The sequence below is a fragment of the Streptococcus sp. OH4692_COT-348 genome, assembly GCF_003859975.1.
In the GTDB taxonomy this organism is placed as follows: Bacteria; Bacillota; Bacilli; order Lactobacillales; family Streptococcaceae; genus Streptococcus.
Map to the genome: position 1 here is coordinate 67,278 of NZ_RQZB01000006.1, position 21,840 is coordinate 89,117.

Consider the following 21,840-nt stretch of genomic DNA (forward strand, 5'->3'; position numbering starts at 1 on the left):
ATCTAGTAAAAACAAAAAACTCTAATTACACACAAGAATTAGAGTTTCGCTTACAAAATTAGATGGTTTTTTCTTTCTCAAGAAAAAACTATTCACATTTCCCTTCGCCAGTCTTAACTGTATCAGGTTCAATGGGTATCATCTCAGCCTAAAGCACCCCAAATGTCTTTATTATTTAATTATATAACTATTATAACAAACGATTTTTTCAGTTCAAGAAATTGAACTGGAAATACAGACTTGCACTCACAAAGACAGCAGATCTTTCTTTGGTTAGATCGATACCTATTGTTCACTCATTTCTCGAACAGTTTTTTCTATATTTTTTGCATACGATATTGCTGAAATGATTGAAACACCGTCAACATTGGTCTTCATAATGTCTTTAATATGTTTCGTCCGTATCCCACCAATTGCAACTAAGGGCACTTGTGGCAATAGTTTTCTCATCAATTTAAGACCTTCATAACCTATAGCACCACCAGCATCATCTTTTGACTGGGTATCAAATACAGGACCAACACCAACATAATCTACATATTCAACTTTTGATTGTTGAAATTCTTCCTCGTTTTTTATAGAAAGACCAATTATTTTATCTGGCATCAATTTTCTAATTTCATCAACTCCAAGGTCATCTTGTCCTACATGTACGCCATCAGCGTCAATTTCCATCGCCAAATCAATATCATCATTAACAACAAACGGAACATTGTATTTTTTACAAAGATCCTGTAGTTTAATTGCTAATTCAACTTTTTCTTTACCTTCTAGGGCTCCCTCACCTTTTTCTCGAAATTGAAATAAGGTTATACCACCTTTTAGGGCTTCCTCAACGACTGTATATAGATCTTTACCTTGGCAAGTAGTCGTTCCACAAATAAAATATAATTTTAGTAATTCTTTATGAAACATCTTACTTCACTCTTTTGAATTCCTTTACATCTTCATCCGTAATCTCATATAAGGCATTTATAAATTCAACTTTAAATGTCCCTGGCAAATGTCCATTTGGACGTTTTTCTGCCATTTCTCCAGCGATATTGTAAACCAACATTGCTGTTTCTAATGATTTCAATTCTTGACTTTTTTCTAGTCCGATAAAGCTTGCTACTACAGCACCTAATAAGCATCCTGTCCCAATAACTTTTGGCATCATGGCACTACCATTATGAATCGTTACCACTTCTCCATTTACCGCTATAGCATCCACTTCACCTGTTACTATTATAGGGATATTGAACTTCTCATTTGCTGCTAGAGCAATTTCGTCAATATTATCTACGCCTGCACTATCTACTCCTTTAGATGCCACATTTATCCCTACTAAAGAGGCTATCTCTCCAGCATTTCCCCTTATCGCAGCTAGTTTGTAATTGTTAATTAGATCATCTGCTACTTTTTTTCTATATTCTCCTGCTCCACAGGCTACCGGATCTAAAACTGCTGGGACATTATATTTCTCTGCAATTTTCAGAGCAGCTTGGTATAATTTCCAATTTTCATCTGTCAATGTTCCTATGTTTATTAATAAACCACCAGCATACTTTAACAAATCCTCTAAATCTGCTGGAAACTCACTCATGGCTGGTGATGCACCCAGTGCTACTAATCCATTTGCTGTGAAATTTTTTACTACATCATTGGTGATGCAAATGACCAAAGGTGCTTTTTCTTTTAATAATTTTAAACTTGTCATATTGAAATCCTTCCTTTTCACTTTATACGATCTACTGATTTCGATTTATCTCTATCTTTCGTTAAGAAATTTTTTTATTTACATTGAATAATTTACCTCATCAAATTTGTAAATATCCTAAATCTTCTCTAGGCGTCATAACCAATATCAAAAAAGGCTAATTCTAAAGCGACCGCTTGATTCCAGCGTTCCTGAAGTTCTGTCAAATCTTCTAGACCTTTCCCAACACGATTGAGTTCGTCAACCAGAAATTGAACCCACTCTGCAAAGAAAGGACCTCTGTGGAGATTGATCCATTCCGAATGAATATAGGCTTCAGGTAGAGCCAAATCTTTAGAACCCCAGTCTAAATAGAGACCTTCTGCAATGACCAACATGACCAAAAGATGGGCATAATCTGATGATGACACAGCAGAATACATTAAATCCTGAAAGGCTTTTGTTACAGGATGCAAGGTCACTTCCAGATAGTCATTCTCAGATACTTTTAACTCTTTGAAAGTCTTTTGGAAATAACCGTCTTCATCTGCTTCAAGAAAGCCTAGTTGCTTGGCAAAACGAAGCTTAGATTCAAGTTGGTCTGCGTGAGCTACGCAGGCACCCAGCATGGATAAGAAGGCATCAAAGAAGTGATAATCTTGAATTAGGTATTCTTTTAAAACCTTATTCTCAATTGTCCCCGCAAAAAGTTCCTGAACAAAACGATGATTGATTGCAGCCTGCCAATCCTTCTGACTGCTTTTTAATAATTCTCCAACAGTCAAACCTGGCTCAAATGCATAGTCTTGTGTTTCCATATTTACTTCTCCTCTCTTTACTCATTAGTAATTAATAAAACACCAAGAAATACAAAGCAAAATCGTAATTCCACCTGATACTTTTAAAGAACATCGAGGGCATTTGCAGAGAGATACCTAATACTCTTCGAAAATCAAATTCAATCCACGTCAGCTTCGCCTTACCGTACTCAAGTACAGCCTGCGGCTAGCTTCCTAGTTTGCTCTTTGATTTTCATTGAGTATAAACAAGCCTATCCAGCTTATATAAACAAAAAAACTCCAATTACAATCAAGAATTAGAGTTGACTTACAAGATTCGATCGTTCATTTCGCCATACGAAAAAAACTGTTCACATTTCCCTTCGCCAGTCTTAACTGTATCAGGTTCAATGGGTATCATCTCAGCTTAAAGCACCCCAAATGTCTTTGTTATTTAATTACTGCACCAGTATAGCAAAAAATGAAAGCCCTAGCAAGATATTTGATTAGAAAATATATTTATATAGTTTTTAATGGTGATTTATTCTTCCTATAGACGAAGAAAAACCTCCACATCAAGTGGAGGCAATCTCTTTTATCAATACAATTTTAAGTCGCGTGGGTCAACTGGGAAGGTTGGGTTGTATGGGTTGTGACGGAGTTTGAAGTGTTTGACATCTTCAATAGTCTGAGTTCCAGATAATTGCATAACTGTCTTCAATTCTGCATTCAAGTGTTCAAAGACTTGACGTACACCAACACTACCACCGAGAGCCAAACCATAGATGACAGGGCGACCAATAGCTACCAAGTCTGCTCCTGAAGCCAAGGCTTTAAAGACGTGTTGACCACGACGAATACCTGAGTCAAAGACGATTGGCACACGTTTGTCAACTGCTTCTGCTACTTCTTGAAGTGAGTCAAAGGCAGCTGGTCCACCGTCGATTTGGCGGCCACCGTGGTTGGTTACCCAGATACCAGAAGCTCCCGCAGCAAGCGAACGTTCAACGTCCTCACGGCATTGTGGTCCCTTGACATAAACAGGAAGTCCTGAGTATTCAGCGATAAATTCTACATCACGTGGAGACAAACGTTGTTTAGCTGATTTGTAAACAAAGTCCATTGATTTACCAGCACCTTCTGGTAGATATTCCTCAACAATCGGCATGCCAACTGGGAAGACAAAACCATTACGCTTGTCCACCTCACGATTGCCTCCTACAGTCGCATCTGCTGTCAAGACAATCGCTTTATAACCTTCAGCCTTCACACGGTCCATGATATGGCGGTTGATACCGTCATCCTTACTAAAGTAAAATTGGAACCAGTGAGGTGTCCCTTGAAGGGCTTCTGTAATTTCTGGAAGATCGACAGTAGAGTAAGAGCTAGTTGTATAAAGAGACCCAAACTCATGCACACCACGCGCAGTCGCCACTTCACCCTGTTCGTTTGCTAATTTATGAGCTGCAACAGGCGCCATAATGATTGGTGAAGACAATTTTTCACCTGCAAATTCAATCTCTGTACTTGGATTTTCAACATCACAAAGCGTATGAGGAACGATGAGTTTGTGGTTAAAGGCACGGATATTCTCTCTTAAAGTGAAAGTATCTTCCGCACCACTAGCAATATAGCCAAATGCTGCTTTAGGAATAACTTGTTGCGCCATTGGCTCCAAATCATAGGTATTGATGAAATCTACATGACCTTCTGCATTGCTTGTTTTATATGACATAAAATGCCCTCCTTAATAAGTAAGCGTTTACTTTGTATATTACAAAAATATCTTAACTCTTTTTTCAAAATTTTTCAAATATTTTGTTTGAAAATTTCAGAAATTCTAGGACTATGATAAAAAATCCCTATAACAGCAATAAAAAATACATATTATTCAAAGGAGATTTTAAGTGCTACAATAACTGTATTATTTCTAGATGGGAGGTTTTATTTTTGGATTGGTCCATTGTTGAACAATATCTACCACTATATCAAAAGGCATTCTTTCTGACCTTGCATATTGCAGTTTGGGGAATTTTGGGATCCTTTCTGCTCGGTTTAATCGTTAGTATCATCCGGCATTATCGAATTCCTGTTCTGGCGCAAGTAGCGACAGCCTACATTGAATTGTCACGTAATACGCCCCTTTTGATTCAACTCTTCTTTCTCTACTTCGGTCTTCCCCGAATGGGGATTGTCCTATCTTCAGAAGTCTGTGCTACTCTGGGACTTGTCTTTTTAGGAGGCTCCTATATGGCAGAATCTTTCCGAAGTGGGCTGGAAGCCGTCAGTCAAACCCAGCAGGAGATTGGATTAGCAATCGGTCTGACACCTGTACAGGTCTTTCGCTATGTGGTTCTTCCGCAAGCAACAGCGGTGGCCCTACCGTCTTTTAGTGCCAATGTCATTTTCCTGATCAAGGAAACCTCTGTTTTCTCAGCAGTGGCTTTGGCCGACCTCATGTACGTCGCCAAGGACTTGATTGGTCTCTACTATGAAACAGACATTGCGCTGGCTATGTTGGTAGGTGCTTATCTGATGATGCTACTACCCATCTCACTGGTCTTTAGTTGGATAGAAAGGAGGCTCCGCCATGCAGGATTCGGGAATCCAAGTACTCTTTCAGGGAAATAATCTCCTGAGAATCATACAGGGACTGGGCGTTACGATTGGGATATCCATCCTGTCTGTCCTCTTATCCATGATGTTCGGGACAGTCATGGGAATCATCATGACCTCACATTCTAGAATCGTACGATTTTTAACACGATTGTATCTGGAATTTATCCGTATCATGCCCCAGCTTGTTCTACTTTTCATCGTTTACTTTGGCTTGGCTCGAAACTTTAATATCAATATCTCAGGTGAGACTTCTGCTATTATCGTTTTTACCCTCTGGGGAACAGCTGAAATGGGTGACTTAGTCCGTGGAGCTATCACTTCCCTCCCTAAGCATCAGTTTGAAAGTGGACAAGCACTGGGCTTGACCAATATTCAACTTTACTACTACATCATCATCCCGCAAGTCTTGAGAAGATTACTTCCACAAGCTATTAATCTTGTTACTCGGATGATTAAAACAACTTCCTTGGTTGTCCTGATTGGGGTTGTTGAAGTTACCAAGGTTGGACAACAAATCATTGATAGCAATCGCCTGACTATCCCAACTGCTTCCTTCTGGATTTATGGAACCATTCTGGTCTTGTATTTCGCAGTTTGCTTTCCTATTTCCAAACTATCCACTCACTTAGAAAAACATTGGAGGAACTAAATGTCTGAAACTATCTTAGAAATCAAGGAACTAAAAAAATCCTTCGGAGACAATCCCATCCTCCAAGGTCTATCCCTACAAATCAATAAAGGGGAAGTTGTCGTTATTCTAGGGCCATCTGGTTGTGGGAAAAGTACCCTCCTTCGTTGCCTCAATGGCTTAGAAAGTATTCAAGGTGGAGATATTCTTCTGGACGGTCAGTCTATCGTTGAAAATAAAAAAGATTTTCACCTAGTTCGCCAAAAGATTGGCATGGTCTTTCAAAGCTATGAACTCTTTCCCCATCTGGATGTCCTACAAAACCTCATCCTAGGCCCTATCAAGGCTCAGGGAAGAGACAAGAAGGAAGTAACGGAGGAAGCATTGCAACTACTAGAACGTGTTGGATTGCTGGATAAACAACATAGCTTTGCCCGTCAATTGTCTGGTGGACAGAAGCAACGAGTTGCAATTGTCCGTGCCCTGCTCATGCATCCAGAAATTATCCTCTTTGACGAAGTGACTGCTTCGCTGGATCCAGAAATGGTGCGTGAGGTTCTGGAACTCATCAATGATTTGGCTCAAGAAGGCCGTACCATGATTTTAGTAACCCATGAAATGCAGTTTGCCCAAGCAATTGCCGATCGGATTATCTTCCTCGACCAAGGGAAAATTGCTGAAGAAGGAACGGCTCAAGCCTTCTTTACCAATCCGCAAACCAAACGAGCCCAGGAATTTTTAAACGTCTTTGACTTTAGCCAATTTGGCTCATACCTATAAAGGAGATTCTTATGAAATTATTCAAACCACTCTTAACTGTTTTGGCACTTGCCTTTGCCCTTATCTTTATCACAGCTTGTAGCTCAGGTGGAAATGCTGGTGCATCGTCAGGTAAAACCACTGCCAAGGCTCGCACAATCGATGAAATCAAAAAAAGCGGTGAACTACGAATCGCCGTATTTGGAGACAAGAAACCATTTGGTTACGTTGACAATGACGGTTCTTACCAAGGTTACGATATCGAATTGGGGAACCAACTGGCCCAAGACCTTGGTGTCAAGGTTAAATACGTTTCAGTCGATGCTGCCAACCGCGCTGAATACTTGATTTCAAACAAGGTGGATATTACCCTTGCCAACTTTACAGTGACTGACGAACGCAAGAAACAAGTTGATTTTGCCCTTCCATATATGAAAGTTTCTCTGGGTGTCGTATCACCTAAGACTGGTCTCATTACAGACGTCAAACAACTTGAAGGTAAAACCTTGATTGTCACAAAAGGAACGACTGCTGAGACTTATTTTGAAAAGAATCATCCAGAAATCAAACTCCAAAAATATGACCAATATAGCGATGCCTACCAAGCCCTTCTTGACGGACGTGGAGATGCCTTCTCTACAGACAATACGGAAGTCCTAGCTTGGGCGCTTGAAAACAAAGGATTTGAAGTAGGAATTACTTCTCTTGGTAAGCCAGATACCATTGCGGCAGCAGTTCAAAAAGACAACCAAGAATTGCTAGACTTCATCAATAAAGATATTGAAAAATTAGGTAAGGAAAACTTCTTCCACAAGGCCTATGAAAAAACACTTCACCCAACCTACGGTGACGCTGCTAAAGCAGATGATCTAGTTGTTGAAGGTGGAAAAGTTGACTAATACTCAATGAAATCACAAAAAGAAATCAGGTAATCCTAGCGACTACCTGATTTTCTATGTTTTATAATCTATCTAATAAAACTACTATTGGAATTATTGAACAAAATACTTTCACATAGTAAATTATTATCGAGAAATCATCATACTATTTCACTAAGCCCAGCAACTCTTCATAACTAGAAACAACGCCATAAATATATTGATCACTAATCAGACCAGCTTCAATTAATGCTCTAAAATGCACTTTTGCACACTCGATCTTTTCTTTTTCAGATTGTTTCAGCTGAAGACTAGACATCGATCCTTTAGTCTCTGCCACAAAGTAAATATGTTTCACACTTCCTTCACGAAAGGCTATTGCCCAGTCAGGGTTGTAATCACCAAGAGGTGTAGAAATACGAAATTTTCCAGGTAGTTTCACATACACACGAACATCTTCATACTGTTCCAAGGATTCTTTAAACTTACGCTCGATATCTGAATCAACCTTTACATAGTTATAAATACCTTTTTTCGATTCTAGTAAATGCTCATCTGAAAGTTTCGCAGTTTCTGCATTATCATAGAATAAATCCATACCATATTCATCTTCTAAAATATTGTATTGAATATGCTTGATAATTTGAGCTGCTTTTTGTTCATTAATCAACTTCGATACTTTTAAAATAAATTCTTCTGGGTTTTGTTTGAACTTTTCAAACTTATCAACTTGAATCTTACTCAGAATTTCTGCTACTACCTTACGGGTTAGACCCGTAGGATCTGCTACTTCTCCTAACAAATCATACTGAGTTGTAATTTGACTATTTTCGACATATTCCTGAGAACGAGCATTTTCTCCCACATCTAGTTCCAAACCTTCTTTTGTCATTTGAACTGCACTGGCTTGCGTAATATTGTACACTGGTTGGCTAACCACTAGCTTCTCATTAATATAAGCAACAGACTGCTCTATTAGCTCAGTATCATCAAAAGTAACTTGATAAGCTGTTTTACGATTAATCTGATTCCAAAGTGATAAGAACTCTTTTCGAGCGATATTTTCTTTATTTATTTCCTTAGAGAACTGCACTGTTGTATTATTTGCATTTTCGATCTCATATTTTCCAGGTTGGTAAATACTTTCTAGGACTTCAACAACTTGTTTCTCATATCCCGGAAGTGTATCTGATAAATTCAATTGATTGTTTTCCTTGGCAGTAAAATATTTTTCAGTAAGTTGACCTTTCTTATCAATATAACCCTGAATAATTAAATCATACTGAATGGACTCTGCCTGTTCTCTAGTGATTCTAATCTTTTCCCCTACACCGTTTTGCATTACTTTATTTTCAAATAAGGCAACATCGACTTTTACAGGACGATCAGCTAACAGCTCTTTCAGCTCTGCTTGTAATCCACGCGCAAATTGATCATAGCTTTCATTTGCAATGATAGTCAATTTGTTAATCTCATGGACTTCACTTTTTAAAAGTTCCTTATCTTGACGCACACCATCTTGATCCACTGCTAAACGCATCCCACGACCAATTTCTTGTCGTTTTCGAGTCTCTACTGAAGACTGCTTGAGAGTACAGATTTGGAAAACATTGGGATTATCCCAACCTTCTTTTAAGGCTGAATGCGAGAATAGAAAGCGTACCGGTTCCTCAAAACTCAACAAACGTTCCTTATCTTTCATAATCAAATCATAGGCATCTTTATCGTTTGATGAATTGCTTTTCTTCTCACTGGCAGATTTGTAATCCACAAATACCGTCTTATCTGACTTTTTCACTTTATCGACTGAAAAGTAACCCGCATGGACTGCATTAGCATCAATGTGAGATTCCAAATAACGATAATATTTAGAAGGTTCTTGAGTACGTAAGAACTGTCTAACTTGACTTACATATTCTTCTTCAAAGATTTGAGCATAATCTCCGTTGTAAGGATTATTTTGAGAATCGTATTGCTTATATTTTGCAACCTCGTCAATGAAAAATAGAGAAAGTACTTTGATTCCACGACTATATAGTCTACTTTCCTTCTCTAGGTGGCTCTTAATGGTCTCACGAATTTGGATTCTTCGCATACTAGACTCATCTAATTCACCCATGACCTCTCCAACATATAAGTCCTGCGTTGCACCGACCTGGATTTTATTGTCTCTTGCGTTAAATTGACTCAATGTCATACCTTGATAGGAAGCCAGATTACCAGATTCAGAATATAAATCAAAAAGTTCTTCAACGATTCTTGTTTTACGTTTCACTCCCGACTGAGTTCTTACCTCAAACTCAATCTTAGCCTTTGGAGCTCCTGTTTTTTGAGGAATAATTTCCTGTAAATAGAGATAACCATGCGTCCCAGTCGTTCCAGCTTGTTCGATAGCCTTCACCTCAATCTTCTTAACCAATTTTTGGTTATAGGCATCCATTGCATCCAGTCGATAAACCATATCATGCTTTTCTTTATGAGTAGCTGAGTAGCGAAGAGTAAAGAGAGGCTTAAAGTCTTTTAGTCGTTCTTTGGTCTGCTTACCTTCAACAGACTGGGGCTCATCAATAATCATGATTGGGTTCATGGCTGCTAATACATCAATTGGGCGACGCCAACGAAAACTTTCCTGCTCTTCATGAATGCGATTCGCAACTTTCCCTTTTGTATTAAAAGCCTGGGAGTTGATGACCATGATTTGAAGATCCGATGAGTTAGCAAAACTATCCAAATCTCCTAAACGTGAAGAATCATAAACAAAATATCTAGGCTGTTTCTCATACTCATCCTGAAAATGAGTTTTCATGATTTCTAAAGACTTAAGAACTCCCTCACGTATGGCGACACTTGGAACAACAATGACAAACTTGAGCCAGCCATAGCGTTTATTTAACTCCATAATGGTACGGATATAGGTATAGGTTTTCCCCGTCCCTGTCTCCATTTCTATAGAGAAATTGTAGGCTGGACGACCTGCAACCATATCGACCGACAAACTGTCAGAAGGTCGTAAACCAAAACGAGTCTGTACGACATGAACATTCCGTCGAATAGCTTCCTGTTCCAATCGGATAGGAGCATTTCGATAAGCATCCAATACCAAATCCACTTCATCTGACTTTTGACGACCTGGATCAGCCATATACCTGATTCCAGTTTGTTTGTCCTGCCCTTGAAATATATCTGCAATTGCACTAACCGCATCCAACTGGAATGGTTGTTTTTTAAATTGTAGTTTCATATTATTTCTTCTTTTTAATTTCATGCTATATCAAGATAAAAGCAAATACCAGATAAAGACTGAAGGAATTAGAATATATTGAAACCAAATGAGAAATTTATTCCAACTAAAATCATGTCTCTTGATAAATTCCTCAATACAGAGAAAGTGACTTATCAGCCAACACTTTTTCTTATCCTCCTCAGTTGTCCCTTCTGTTACTTTATCCATATCAGATTGAGAATTACCTTGATTATATTTTTGCTTCTGATACTTTTTAGCATACTTATGATCATAATCTGAATGATTTTCATTCCCACGTAGGCTAATTTGATATTTGAACATTACCTGTTGGTATTTCTCTTTTTTCTCGTCTTCATTAAGCTTTTTTTGAAAAATAATTGATTTCAACTCAAGTAAAAAATCTTCTAATTCTAGCTGGTGATGATGTAATTTCAGTGCTCTCTCATTATAGTTTAACTTAGCAACAAAATTCTGCACGAGCAGAGAATATATGGAAAACAAAGCTGATAATGCCAATCTTTCTTTATTCTCAGGATTAATTAGCGCATACACTAATAAGCCTGTTGAAACTAAACTCATTGCTAAAAAAATCAATTCCCATTTTTCAGCATATTCATAAAGTCTTTTACTCGTATTAATTCTAGCAGCCCTTACAGTATCGATTGAGTTACATTTTAAATTAATTTCATAGTCGATATCTCTATCTTTAAAATCTCGAATTTCGCCCACTCTACACCACCTTCACTTTCGTATTAGGTGATAATTCTTTGAAGATTTCACTTACGTTAATCTTATCTGATGAATTGGCAAATGAGCTATCACGGAAAACGGCACGGAGTGGTTGTGCTTGAGCGATGTGACGGATAACTTCTTCAGAGATTTCATCTTCAAAACAAGCCATGAGTGATCCTTGATCTACGTCATAGACTTCCGCTCCTGCTACTTTCTCCAAATCAATGGCTAGTGACAGTTCCATTCCCCATGTCAGCATAACTTGGAAAAGTAAGTCGAGGCCAGTACGTCCTTCCTTGATATTAGATACACTATCAAAGAGTTCTCCTTGGATAAATTGGTCAGGTCGAGCTGAAACATCTTTGAAGTTAGAAGAATCTAACTTATAGGCTTTGAAGCCAAAATCTTGCTTGCCAACCAACTCTGGATGCTCCTCCTGAATCTTGGCAGCAGCACGACGAATCCGCTCACGTGAAATTTGGTCAATGGTTTCATAACCTGCTTCTTTAGCAGCAGACTTATCAGCTACTTCCTCATCCAACGTACACAGGATAAACTTACGATTTCCACCATCTTCAGCATTCAGTTGCATGACTGCATCAGCTGTAGTACCAGAACCACCGAAGAAATCGAGGATAACAGAATCTTTTTTTGTTGATATTGTTAAAATATGTTTAATCAATCCAGTCGGCTTCGGAGTATCGAACATTTTTATACCAAATAACTCCTGAATTTGTTTTGCAGCGTGTAAATTCTTTTCCAGTTCATCCCAGAAGGAATTTGGCGCGACGCCTTCCTTAACTTTATTTAGATATAATTTGTATCTAGGAAGACTACTATCAAAATTAATTTCTTCACGATTGATCATTTCTTTAATAGTTTCTTTACCAAATCGCCAATTCCCCGTATTAGATCTATACTCTTGTCCCGTTTTAGGATTAACAATAATGAAGTCTGTTGCTACTGAATACCTACCTCCAGCTGTTGGTGCTGTTAGTTTTTCTAATTTATACTTCCCTTTTCCATCCCCATCATCAAGATTATATTGTGCTAATTGTTTCTCACTTCTCGGTAAAAGATTAAAATCAAATTTATCATTTTCACCCTTAGAATATATTGTTACGTACTCATGAAGAGAAGGCAGGTGATCATTATTATCAAAAACCTTTCGTTTCCAAATAGCTTCACCAATATAACTTTCTTCACCAAATATCTCATCACAGATAGCTTTCAGATTAGCTTGTTCATTATCATCAATAGAGATAAAAATAACACCTGAATCCTTGAGGAGATTACGTGCTAGACGGAGACGTGGATACATCATATTGAGCCAGTCTGAGTGGTAACGAGCCGAAGTTTTTTCATTTTTGGTAAGCCCAACGACCTGGCGTCCTTCTTCATCCAAAAGTTCCATATCTTCCTTCAACTCTTCATCTGTTTTTTGGAACTTATCAGAGTATACAAAGTCTTTTCCAGTATTATAGGGTGGATCGATATAAATCATATCGATTTTTCCTAGATAGGATTCTTGTAAGATTTTCAAGACTTCTAAATTATCCCCAGTAATAAAGATATTTTCACTGTTTTCAAAGTCAACACTTTCATCAAGATCTGGTCTTAAGGTTTTGGTAGTTAGTCGCCCAGCTTCTGCAATAGCTTCACGCTTTCCAACCCAAGTAAACTCATAGGATTCTTGACCATCCACAATTTCCTCTGATAAAAACTGTTTAAGCTTCTCAAAGTCAATCGCAGGACGAAGTCTTCCATTTGCATCTCTTGTTTCGGTTACAACTTCAGGAAAAATTTGAGCAATTTTAGAAATATTGTCTGTAAAAATATCTTTTGAACCTACTTTTAAAAGATCGAGGCTGGTATGTTCCCCTTTGTGTTGTTCTGTAGTCATATTTGCCCTTTCTTATAATGGCTTCTGTTTACTTGCCTATAGTAATCTGTTTGAGAACTACCTAATAGTCTTTCTTAACTTCCATCTGCTTTCTCATCGATTTTTCTGTATACATTTGTTTCTTAAGACGTTGAGCTTGCTTCTCTAACTTTGAAATAATTGATTTTACAGTATCTTGTTGAAAATCACATAAAAAATTCTAAAGCTTGGTATTTTTATAGGAAACATGTTCATTTGGAATATAATTATCATTGATATCATCAAGAAACTCACTAAATAAGTTGTAAATCATAACATAATAAAGAAACTCTGGAGAATGCTCTTTATGTGCTAAATTAAGAGTTCCTAAGAACTCTTCTGTCACATCACGAAAATATTCATCATTCTATAAAAGACTATCAAACTCATCTAGGTAAGATAAACTTAATGGAGCATGGTAGATATTCCGTGTAGTTTTAAATAAAGAAGCATCATATCCCAAATCTTTTCGATCAAAGTTTTTGAAGCAATCCACAGTGACAGTATCATCACCCGTTTCTATTCGCATACCATTTGGTATCTAATCGATTTCAATATTGATAGATTTAAAACGAGCCTTTTCCCTAATCCACTCTGCACATTCTCTAGCGATTACTTTTTGAGTTAGTTCATTCATCAGCTTCAGTTCATAACGCCCTCCAGAAATAGACTGCTCTCGTTCTTTTTTGGAATCGTTTATTCACGATATCCAACTCTCGTTTCATCAGTCACAAAGGTTAGATTGGTCAAGACAAACTTCAACTCATCAATCATTTTGAGCTCTTCTTTTAGCTGTTAAAGGCAAACATCGAAAAAGTTGCAGCAGCAATCTTAATCTTACTCCCAAGTTTTATTTCTTTAATTCATCTCCTAAACGAATACTACGATTATCAATCTCCACAAAAACCTTCTTTACTTACACTTGTTATTTCGTAAAGTCATTATCAACATAATTCTACCATAAAAGCGAAAAAGAGGCATGGTATTTCTTTCAAACCTCAAAATTTCTATCTTTGCCAATTTTCTTGGTCTTCTTTAAATCGTTTTAGAAGGTCGAGACCTTCTGGTGTGATATAGCCTTCTTCTTGGGCTAGATGAATCAATTCACTGTAGTTAGAAAGCGTCACAAGTTTGACACCTGCATCGGAGAAGTTCTTATCTGCTTTTGGCAATTGGTAGCTGAAAATCGCTACAACTCCAAGCACATCTGCTCCTTCTCGCTTGGCTGCTGCTACTGCTTCAAGAACAGAACCACCTGTTGAAATAAGATCTTCAACCACTACCATTTTTTGACCTTGAGCTACACGGCCTTCTATTTGATTACCAGCACCGTGGTCTTTTGGTTTGCTACGAATATAGGCAAATGGCAGATTCATCTTATCAGCAATAATAGCTCCGTGTGGAATCCCTGCTGTTGCAGTTCCTGCAATGACTTCTACCTCTGGAAAGGCTTCTTTGATAGCTTCCACAAAGCCATTTTCAATGAGGGTACGAGTTTCTGGATAGGCTAGTGTCACACGATTATCAGTATAAATCGGTGACTTGATACCAGATGCCCAAGTGAAAGGCTCCTCTGGTTTGAGGTAAACGGCTTGAATTTTCAAGAGGTGGCTAGCGATATCTTTAGCAAGTGTCATGGTATTCTCCTTTTATTTTTCTAATCTAGTTCTTTAATTCCAGTCCTGTGTCCATTCATCCTTGATGACATGGTAAGCTGCAACAGGATCCTCAGCTTGGGTAATGGGACGTCCCACTACGATATAGTCACTGCCGATTTGATAGGCATCTGCTGGCGTCATGACGCGTTTTTGATCTCCTACTGCAGTACCTGCAGGACGAATGCCCGGTGTCAGACAGATAAAATCTGGATTGGTGGCCTGCTTGATGAGTTCCACTTCCTGAGCCGAGCAAACGACACCATCCAAGCCCGCTTCAGCTGTCTTCTTAGCATAATGAATCACAGACTCCTGCAGGCTGGTTTGGATATTTTGAAACTCCTGCATCTGGGCTTCTGACGTTGATGTCAGCTGCGTTACAGCGATCAATTTGGCTTGGTTTCCAAGACCTTCACGCGCCGCCTTCATCATCTCTACACCTCCAGCAGCATGAACATTGGTCATATCCACACCAAGCTGAGACAGGACCTTCATAGCTGATTTGACTGTATTGGGAATGTCATGAAGTTTAAGATCAAGAAAGACGCTATGCCCCAAGCCTTTCAAGTATGACACAATCTCAGGCCCCGTTGCGTAATAAAGTTCCATCCCTACCTTTAGATAAAGGCTTTCTTCTGCTGGGAAAAGAGCTAAAAATTCCTTGACCGCCTCAAAACTAGGAAAATCAAGAGCAATAACTGGACGATGTTCTCGCATAGGTTTCTCCTTTTACCTTTGCTAGTGAGAGAGTATGGCCACAAGAAGCCACGAAAAAAGGAACCTGCCAACAGCAAGGTTCCACGAAAAATGGGTAGTCTCCACCCTTTCACCGTCTAACCTTAGCTGCCTCTCTGGACTGCTTTAAAGGTTTTTTACTATTCTATTATTTCTACTAGCACTTGTCAAGTAAAAACATGGTCACTAAAGAGCTGATAGAAGAAAAGCTAAACCTAGCGACGCGATGAACGCTGACTTGTTTGATTTCTATTGCTCTCTTCCTCCAATTTTTTCTTCTCTTCTTCCAATTTATTCTGCTGTTCTTCCAGTCTTTTCTTCTCTTCCTCTTTTTGTTTCTTCTCAGCTTCCTTAGCCTCTTGTTTGGCTTTTTCCTCAGCCTCCATAATTAATTTATCCGCCACAGTGTAACTGTAAATTCCAGCTTCCATGTCAATCACACTCGGTTCTGACAATTGTGGCTTAATCTTACTATAATAAGGCAATTTCTTACTCATTTCAGAAAGGGGAACCAAGACCTCGTCCGAATCATTCATCGTCAATCGAATTAAATCTGATGTAACCTTGCTTGGGGCTAATTCCACCTTCTGGATAGCCGCCTTGAGTTCTGGACTAATTTGAGCAAGTTCTGACGTAAAGGCTTTGATTTGTTCGCTGTTATTAAAGAGAACTGATATATAAGTTTCTGGCAGACTCACCAAACTTACCGCACTGGTCTCAAGCTGACCGCTTGCAAGGATTGGATAATGACTTTCTCCAGAAACATAGTAGGCCACAATATCATATTCCTTGACCTTGATTGTAAACTTGGTTGGAAATTGATAGACAAGCTGAGCTGATTCAACCCAATAGTTAGACTTGATCTGCTCTTCATATTTTGCCTTGTCTAGCAGAAGGTTAATCGTATAATCCGAATCCTGAATGCCTGAAGCCTGTCGAATATCATCAGCTGTAGTTTGCACTGTTCCCTCAACACGGATATCCTTCATTGTCGCATAAGGACTGAGTAGGTAGGCAGAGACAATCAATAAAAGCAGACTTGGAAATAAAATCGTTAGAGCTCGCAAGATATGGATGGCATGAATTTTTGGTTTAGCCGATTTCTTCTTTACAGGCTTTTTCTCTCTTTTTTTATCCTGTCCTTCGTTCTCTGTAGACTTTGATTTCTCTTTGGATACCTCTTTTTTGACGTCTTCTGACTCTTCTACTTTTTCTTCAGACTCTTTCTTAGCTGATTTTGAGTCTTTTGAATCAGATTCACTCTCTTGCTCCTCGGTTGCATCTGACTTTTCAGATTTTGAAGCCATTCGAGCCTGTCTTTCCTTTTCCTTCTCCTCAGCTAGGGCCGCCTCTTCCTCAGCCTTCTTTTTTAGATATTCCTGATTTCGTTTCTGCCATTCTGATAACTCTTTAAATTCTTCGAGGATTTCTTTGCCCTCTTTTTTCTTATCTTTTGACATTTACTTTCCTTATGATAAATCTTTTTTCAACAATTGATAAAAATCTGCTAGAGATTTCAATTCCTTTGAAGCCTTCATCTTGGCTTGATAGTCTTCCTTGTGACTTAGTAAGTGAGAAAGCTTCTCTTCCAAACTATCCAAGGTCAAATCGCTTTCTTGAAGCTCTTCTGCATAGCCTTTTTTTACAAAGTAAGCTGCATTTTCAATCTGGTCACCACGACTAGCTTCACGACCAAGCGGCACAATAACATGCAATTTTGCCATGGCCAAGAGCTCAAAAATCGTATTGGCTCCACCACGTGTCACAACAATATCAGCCAATTCCATCAAGGGTTGATAGAGATTGGTCACATAGTCAACACGAAAGAGATTTTGGCTCAACTCGTTCAGGCTAGAATCTCCAGTTAGGTTGATAATATTGTAGCGTTCTGTCAGTTCTTTCTTATGGTCTGTCACCAATTGGTTAAAGACACGAGCACCTGCAGAACCACCGACAAACAATACAGTTGGCAATTTAGGATTAAAGTGGGTTTGAATATCCACCAATTCATCGGGTTCTGGATTTTTTTGGTCTGAAACCTTGGTCACTGCTCCCACATGCTCGACCTTAGACAAACTTGAAGCTTGTTCAAAGGTTGAATACATCTTCGTCGCAAATTTATAGGCGATTTTATTGGCCAAGCCCATAGATAGGTCAGATTCGTGGATAAAGACAGGAACTCCAGACACACGCGCAGCGATAACTGGCGGCACAGAGACAAAACCTCCCTTTGAAAACAGGGCCTGTGGACGAAGTCGCAACATAATAAAGAGCGATTGGACAATTCCCCAGCCAACTTTGAAGACGTCCAGCATATTTTGCAAAGAGAAATAACGACGCAATTTTCCAGTCGCAATGGAATGGAAGGTGACATCTAGACCCGACTTGAGGATTTCTTGGTGTTCGATGCCACATTTATCCCCGATATAGTGGACTTCCCAGCCATCTTCGATAAACTTGGGTATCAATAAAAGGTTGAGGGTCACGTGTCCAACCGTCCCCCCACCTGTAAAGACAATTTTTTTCATATTATTCCTTTAACTCCGCTACTGTGTCGATAAAGAGGTCGCCACGTACTTCAAAGTTAGCATACATATCCCAGCTGGCATTGGCTGGACTGAGAAGAACCACGTCTCCTTGAGTCGCAAGCTCGTAAGCCTTGCGGGTCGCATCTGCAATATCAATCGCATCCACATAAGCGACACCAGCCTTATCCGCTGCCCGTTTGACACGCTCAGCAGACTGACCGAGGATGACCATCTTCTTAAGTCCAGTAATGTCTGGCACCAATTCGTCAAACTCATTACCACGGTCCAAACCACCGGCAATCAAGATGACCTTGCTGTTGTCAAATCCTGACAAGGCTTTTTGAGTAGCCAAGATATTGGTTGATTTGCTATCATTATAGAATTTGACACCCTTGATTTCATCCACAAATTGGAGACGGTGTTTGACACCACCAAAAGCTGAAAGAGTTTCTTTGATGGTTTGGTTATCAACATCACGAAGCTTGGCTACAGCAATCGTCGCAAGCACATTTTCTACATTGTGGCTACCTGGAACTCCGATTTCATTCGCTGCCATTACAACTTCCCCACGGAAGTAGAGTTGACCATCTTCCAAATAAGCTCCATCAACCTTTTCCAGTGTTGAAAATGGTACAACAGTGGCTTGTGTTTTAGTAGCCAATTCTTTTGCCAAGTCTTGGTTAAAGTTCAAGACAAGGAAATCAGCCGCTGTCATCTTGTTCTGGATATTCCACTTGGCTGCTACATATTCCTCAAATGATCCATGATAATCGATATGAGTTGGCATGAGGTTGGTAATAACCGCAATCTCTGGATGGAATTCTTGAACACCCATCAGTTGGAAAGAAGAAAGTTCCATAACAAGAGTGTCCTTGTCTGACGCAGTTTGGACCACTTGACTAGCTGGATAGCCGATATTCCCTGATAAAAGACCATGTTGGCCAGCAGCAGTCAAAACTTCCCCAATCATGGTCGTTGTGGTTGTTTTTCCATTTGAACCTGTGATACCAATAATTGGCGCTTCTGAAATCAAATAAGCCAATTCCACCTCAGTCAAGACTGGAATTCCCTTGGCCAAAGCCTTTTCAATCATGGGATTACTGTATGGGATGCCTGGATTTTTCACCATAAGGGCAAACTCTTCATCCAAGAGTTCCAAAGGATGACCGCCTGTGATAACCTTGATCCCTTCTTCCAACAAACTTTGGGCAGCTGGATTGTCCTCAAAAGGTTTTCCGTCATTTACTGTCACAATGGCACCTAGCTTGTCCAACAAACGAGCTGCAGATTCACCAGACTTAGCCAAACCTAAAACAAGGACTTTCTTATTTTTAAATTGATCTATTACTTTCATGTCTCGAACTCCATTTCTACTCTTACTATTTTACCATTTTTATGGAAATAATTCTAAACGAAAATGCTCAGATTCAGCATTCTAACAAGCAAAAAGAGAGCCAAAACTCTCTTTTTATCTTCTTTTACTTTTACTGACCGACATGAGGGTAATATCTCGCATGCTAAAGTATGCTAGGAAGAGCATAGCGACTGCGATAAAGAATTCTGTCGGTAGCTGAAAGATTTGCAGAACAGACAACATGAGCAAAATCAAAAGTGCTACGAAAGCAAAGACGATAAGGACGATATTGACTGTCCCTTTAATGCTTTCTGGTGTCGCAAATACATAGAGTAGTAATAAGAGGATTCCTATGATTAAATAAACCATCTTTATCTCTTTCTAGCTCTTATTCAGCTGATTTTTTCTTCTTGTTAGCTTTCTCACGCTCTGCCTTGTTAAGGATTTGTTTACGCAAACGGATAGACTCAGGCGTTACTTCCATGTACTCATCATCGTTCAAGAACTCAAGAGACTCTTCAAGTGTCAAGATACGAGGTGTCTTGATAACAGCTGTTTGGTCCTTAGTAGCTGAACGGACGTTGGTCATTTGTTTAGCCTTAGTGATGTTAACTGTCAAGTCGTTTTCACGAGAGTTTTCACCGATGATCATTCCTTCGTAAACCTCAGTACCTGGGTTGACAAAGATTGTTCCACGTTCTTCGATAGACATGATTGAGTAAGTTGTAGCCTTACCAGCATCGATAGAAACAAGGGCACCACGGTGACGTCCACCAATTTCCCCTGGAATCAATGGCAAGTATTGGTCGAAGGTATGGTTCATGATACCGTAACCACGAGTCATTGACAAGAACTCAGTTGAATATCCAATCAAACCACGCGCTGGGACAAGAAAGACCAAACGAGTTTGACCATTACCAGTTGAAATCATATCCAACATTTCACCCTTACGTTCAGAAAGGCTTTGGATAACAGATCCTTGGTATTCTTCTGGAGTGTCGATTTGAACACGTTCAAATGGTTCACATTTAACACCGTCGATTTCTTTTACGATAACTTCTGGGCGAGATACTTGAAGTTCATATCCCTCACGGCGCATTGTTTCGATAAGGATTGACAAGTGCAATTCTCCACGTCCTGAAACAGTCCATTTATCTGGTGAATCAGTTGGGTCAACACGAAGGGAAACGTCTGTTTGCAATTCGGCCTGCAAACGTTCTTCCACCTTACGAGAAGTTACCCATTTACCTTCTTTACCAGCAAATGGTGAGTTGTTAACCAAGAAAGTCATTTGAAGAGTTGGCTCATCGATATGTAAGATTGGAAGAGCTTCGATTGCGTCTGTCGGAGTAATGGTTTCCCCGACAAAGATGTCTTCCATACCTGAAACAGCAATCAAGTCACCAGCTTTAGCTTCTTGGATTTCACGACGTTCCAAACCAAAGAAACCAAAGAGTTTTGTAACACGGAAGTTTTTAGTTGTGCCGTCAAGTTTAGAAAGGGTAACTTGGTCACCAACCTTAACAGTACCACGGAAGACACGACCGATACCGATACGGCCAACAAAGTCATTGTAGTCCAAAAGTGACACTTGGAACTGTAAAGGCTCATCTGAGTTATCTACTGGAGCTGGGATATGGTCAATAATCGTGTCAAAGATTGGTGCCATAGTAGCTTCTTGGTCAGCTGGATCATCAGACAATGAAGAAGTTCCATTGATAGCTGATGCATAGACCACTGGGAAGTCAAGCTGGTCGTCATCTGCACCAAGCTCGATGAAAAGTTCCAAGACTTCGTCCACTACTTCTGCTGGACGAGCTGATGGTTTATCGATTTTGTTAACAACCACGATTGGCACAAGGTCTTGTTCCAAGGCTTTTTTCAATACGAAACGAGTCTGTGGCATTGTTCCTTCGTAGGCATCTACGACCAAAACAACACCGTCAACCATTTTCATGATACGCTCAACTTCTCCACCGAAGTCCGCGTGTCCTGGTGTGTCCATGATGTTGATACGAGTTCCGTTGTAGGCAACGGCTGTATTTTTAGCAAGGATGGTAATTCCACGCTCTTTTTCGATATCGTTTGAGTCCATAGCACGCTCAGCCAATTCAGTACGTGCATCAAGCGTTTCTGACTGTTTCAATAATTCGTCAACGAGGGTTGTTTTCCCGTGGTCAACGTGGGCGATAATCGCAATGTTACGGATATCTTCTCTTAATTTTGTCATGATTTCCTCTATAATATTCAAAATTTATTTTCTAACTGAACGATTATACCATATTTTCAAGTAAATAACATAATTCAAGCAAGTGTAAATGTTTTCACTC

The 21,840-nt window shown here is 39.3% G+C and carries 18 protein-coding genes and 2 riboswitches; of the genes, 4 read left to right on the forward strand and 14 right to left on the reverse strand.

Annotated elements, in window-relative coordinates; translation table 11 throughout:
• Nucleotides 1-82 precede the first annotated feature (82 nt).
• Nucleotides 83-171, reverse strand: a riboswitch (TPP riboswitch).
• Between the two features lie 114 nt (nucleotides 172-285).
• The 4 genes from thiE to lctO form a co-directional block, all read right to left on the reverse strand.
• Nucleotides 286-915 (reverse strand): thiamine phosphate synthase, encoded by a 630-nt coding sequence (gene thiE / locus EII37_RS04860; protein ID WP_124787766.1) that lies wholly within the window; start codon nucleotides 913-915, stop codon nucleotides 286-288.
• A 1-nt stretch (nucleotide 916) separates the two neighbouring features.
• Nucleotides 917-1,699: a hydroxyethylthiazole kinase gene (gene thiM / locus EII37_RS04865; protein WP_185695951.1), complete on the reverse strand. Its 783-nt coding sequence runs from the start codon at nucleotides 1,697-1,699 to the stop codon at nucleotides 917-919.
• Nucleotides 1,700-1,827: 128 nt separating this feature from the next.
• The gene (locus EII37_RS04870) at nucleotides 1,828-2,496 is read right to left on the reverse strand and encodes a TenA family protein (RefSeq protein WP_124787768.1); all 669 of its coding nucleotides are present in this window, start codon (nucleotides 2,494-2,496) and stop codon (nucleotides 1,828-1,830) included.
• A 322-nt stretch (nucleotides 2,497-2,818) separates the two neighbouring features.
• Nucleotides 2,819-2,907: riboswitch (TPP riboswitch) on the reverse strand.
• 148 nt (nucleotides 2,908-3,055) lie between these two features.
• Complete coding sequence (lctO, locus tag EII37_RS04880; protein WP_000120714.1) at nucleotides 3,056-4,192, reverse strand: L-lactate oxidase; 1,137 nt, start codon at nucleotides 4,190-4,192, stop codon at nucleotides 3,056-3,058.
• A 215-nt stretch (nucleotides 4,193-4,407) separates the two neighbouring features.
• Here lctO and EII37_RS04885 point away from each other — a divergent pair, with 215 nt between their 5' ends.
• Genes EII37_RS04885 through EII37_RS04900 form a run of 4 tightly spaced genes read left to right on the forward strand, consistent with a single transcriptional unit; the run spans nucleotide 4,408 to nucleotide 7,362 of the window.
• Entirely contained in the window at nucleotides 4,408-5,088 is a 681-nt protein-coding gene (locus tag EII37_RS04885) for an amino acid ABC transporter permease (RefSeq protein ID WP_124787769.1), read from the forward strand.
• On the forward strand, nucleotides 5,048-5,725 hold the full coding sequence (locus tag EII37_RS04890) for an amino acid ABC transporter permease (protein ID WP_124787770.1): 678 nt from the start codon (nucleotides 5,048-5,050) through the stop codon (nucleotides 5,723-5,725). The genes EII37_RS04885 and EII37_RS04890 overlap by 41 nt, the downstream gene beginning before the upstream one ends.
• The gene (locus tag EII37_RS04895; protein WP_060627880.1) at nucleotides 5,726-6,484 is read left to right on the forward strand and encodes an amino acid ABC transporter ATP-binding protein; all 759 of its coding nucleotides are present in this window, start codon (nucleotides 5,726-5,728) and stop codon (nucleotides 6,482-6,484) included. It begins immediately after the preceding gene.
• Between the two features lie 11 nt (nucleotides 6,485-6,495).
• On the forward strand, nucleotides 6,496-7,362 hold the full coding sequence (locus tag EII37_RS04900) for a cysteine ABC transporter substrate-binding protein (protein ID WP_124787771.1): 867 nt from the start codon (nucleotides 6,496-6,498) through the stop codon (nucleotides 7,360-7,362).
• A 145-nt stretch (nucleotides 7,363-7,507) separates the two neighbouring features.
• Here the strand turns inward: EII37_RS04900 and EII37_RS04905 are convergent, their stop codons facing one another.
• The 10 genes from EII37_RS04905 to typA form a co-directional block, all read right to left on the reverse strand.
• Entirely contained in the window at nucleotides 7,508-10,582 is a 3,075-nt protein-coding gene (locus tag EII37_RS04905) for a type III restriction-modification system endonuclease (protein ID WP_124787772.1), read from the reverse strand.
• 30 nt (nucleotides 10,583-10,612) lie between these two features.
• On the reverse strand, nucleotides 10,613-11,314 hold the full coding sequence (locus EII37_RS04910) for an SLATT domain-containing protein (protein ID WP_124787773.1): 702 nt from the start codon (nucleotides 11,312-11,314) through the stop codon (nucleotides 10,613-10,615).
• A 1-nt stretch (nucleotide 11,315) separates the two neighbouring features.
• A complete protein-coding gene (locus EII37_RS04915) occupies nucleotides 11,316-13,022 on the reverse strand; it encodes a site-specific DNA-methyltransferase (protein ID WP_185695955.1) in 1,707 nt (568 codons plus the stop codon).
• 1,223 nt (nucleotides 13,023-14,245) lie between these two features.
• On the reverse strand, nucleotides 14,246-14,875 hold the full coding sequence (gene pyrE / locus EII37_RS04925) for an orotate phosphoribosyltransferase (protein ID WP_124787775.1): 630 nt from the start codon (nucleotides 14,873-14,875) through the stop codon (nucleotides 14,246-14,248).
• A 33-nt stretch (nucleotides 14,876-14,908) separates the two neighbouring features.
• Nucleotides 14,909-15,610: an orotidine-5'-phosphate decarboxylase gene (pyrF, locus tag EII37_RS04930; protein WP_124787776.1), complete on the reverse strand. Its 702-nt coding sequence runs from the start codon at nucleotides 15,608-15,610 to the stop codon at nucleotides 14,909-14,911.
• 233 nt (nucleotides 15,611-15,843) lie between these two features.
• Nucleotides 15,844-17,088: a cell division protein FtsQ/DivIB gene (locus EII37_RS04935; RefSeq protein WP_124787777.1), complete on the reverse strand. Its 1,245-nt coding sequence runs from the start codon at nucleotides 17,086-17,088 to the stop codon at nucleotides 15,844-15,846.
• A 9-nt stretch (nucleotides 17,089-17,097) separates the two neighbouring features.
• Nucleotides 17,098-18,156 (reverse strand): UDP-N-acetylglucosamine--N-acetylmuramyl-(pentapeptide) pyrophosphoryl-undecaprenol N-acetylglucosamine transferase, encoded by a 1,059-nt coding sequence (locus EII37_RS04940; RefSeq protein WP_124787778.1) that lies wholly within the window; start codon nucleotides 18,154-18,156, stop codon nucleotides 17,098-17,100.
• 1 nt (nucleotide 18,157) lies between these two features.
• On the reverse strand, nucleotides 18,158-19,510 hold the full coding sequence (gene murD / locus EII37_RS04945) for a UDP-N-acetylmuramoyl-L-alanine--D-glutamate ligase (RefSeq protein ID WP_124787779.1): 1,353 nt from the start codon (nucleotides 19,508-19,510) through the stop codon (nucleotides 18,158-18,160).
• Nucleotides 19,511-19,624: 114 nt separating this feature from the next.
• Nucleotides 19,625-19,879 carry a DUF3165 family protein gene (locus tag EII37_RS04950; RefSeq protein WP_124787780.1) on the reverse strand — a complete coding sequence of 85 codons (255 nt, stop codon included), beginning with the start codon at nucleotides 19,877-19,879 and terminating at the stop codon, nucleotides 19,625-19,627.
• A gap of 19 nt (nucleotides 19,880-19,898) precedes the next feature.
• Complete coding sequence (gene typA, locus EII37_RS04955; RefSeq protein WP_000164108.1) at nucleotides 19,899-21,740, reverse strand: translational GTPase TypA; 1,842 nt, start codon at nucleotides 21,738-21,740, stop codon at nucleotides 19,899-19,901.
• Between the last annotated feature and the right edge of the window lie 100 nt (nucleotides 21,741-21,840).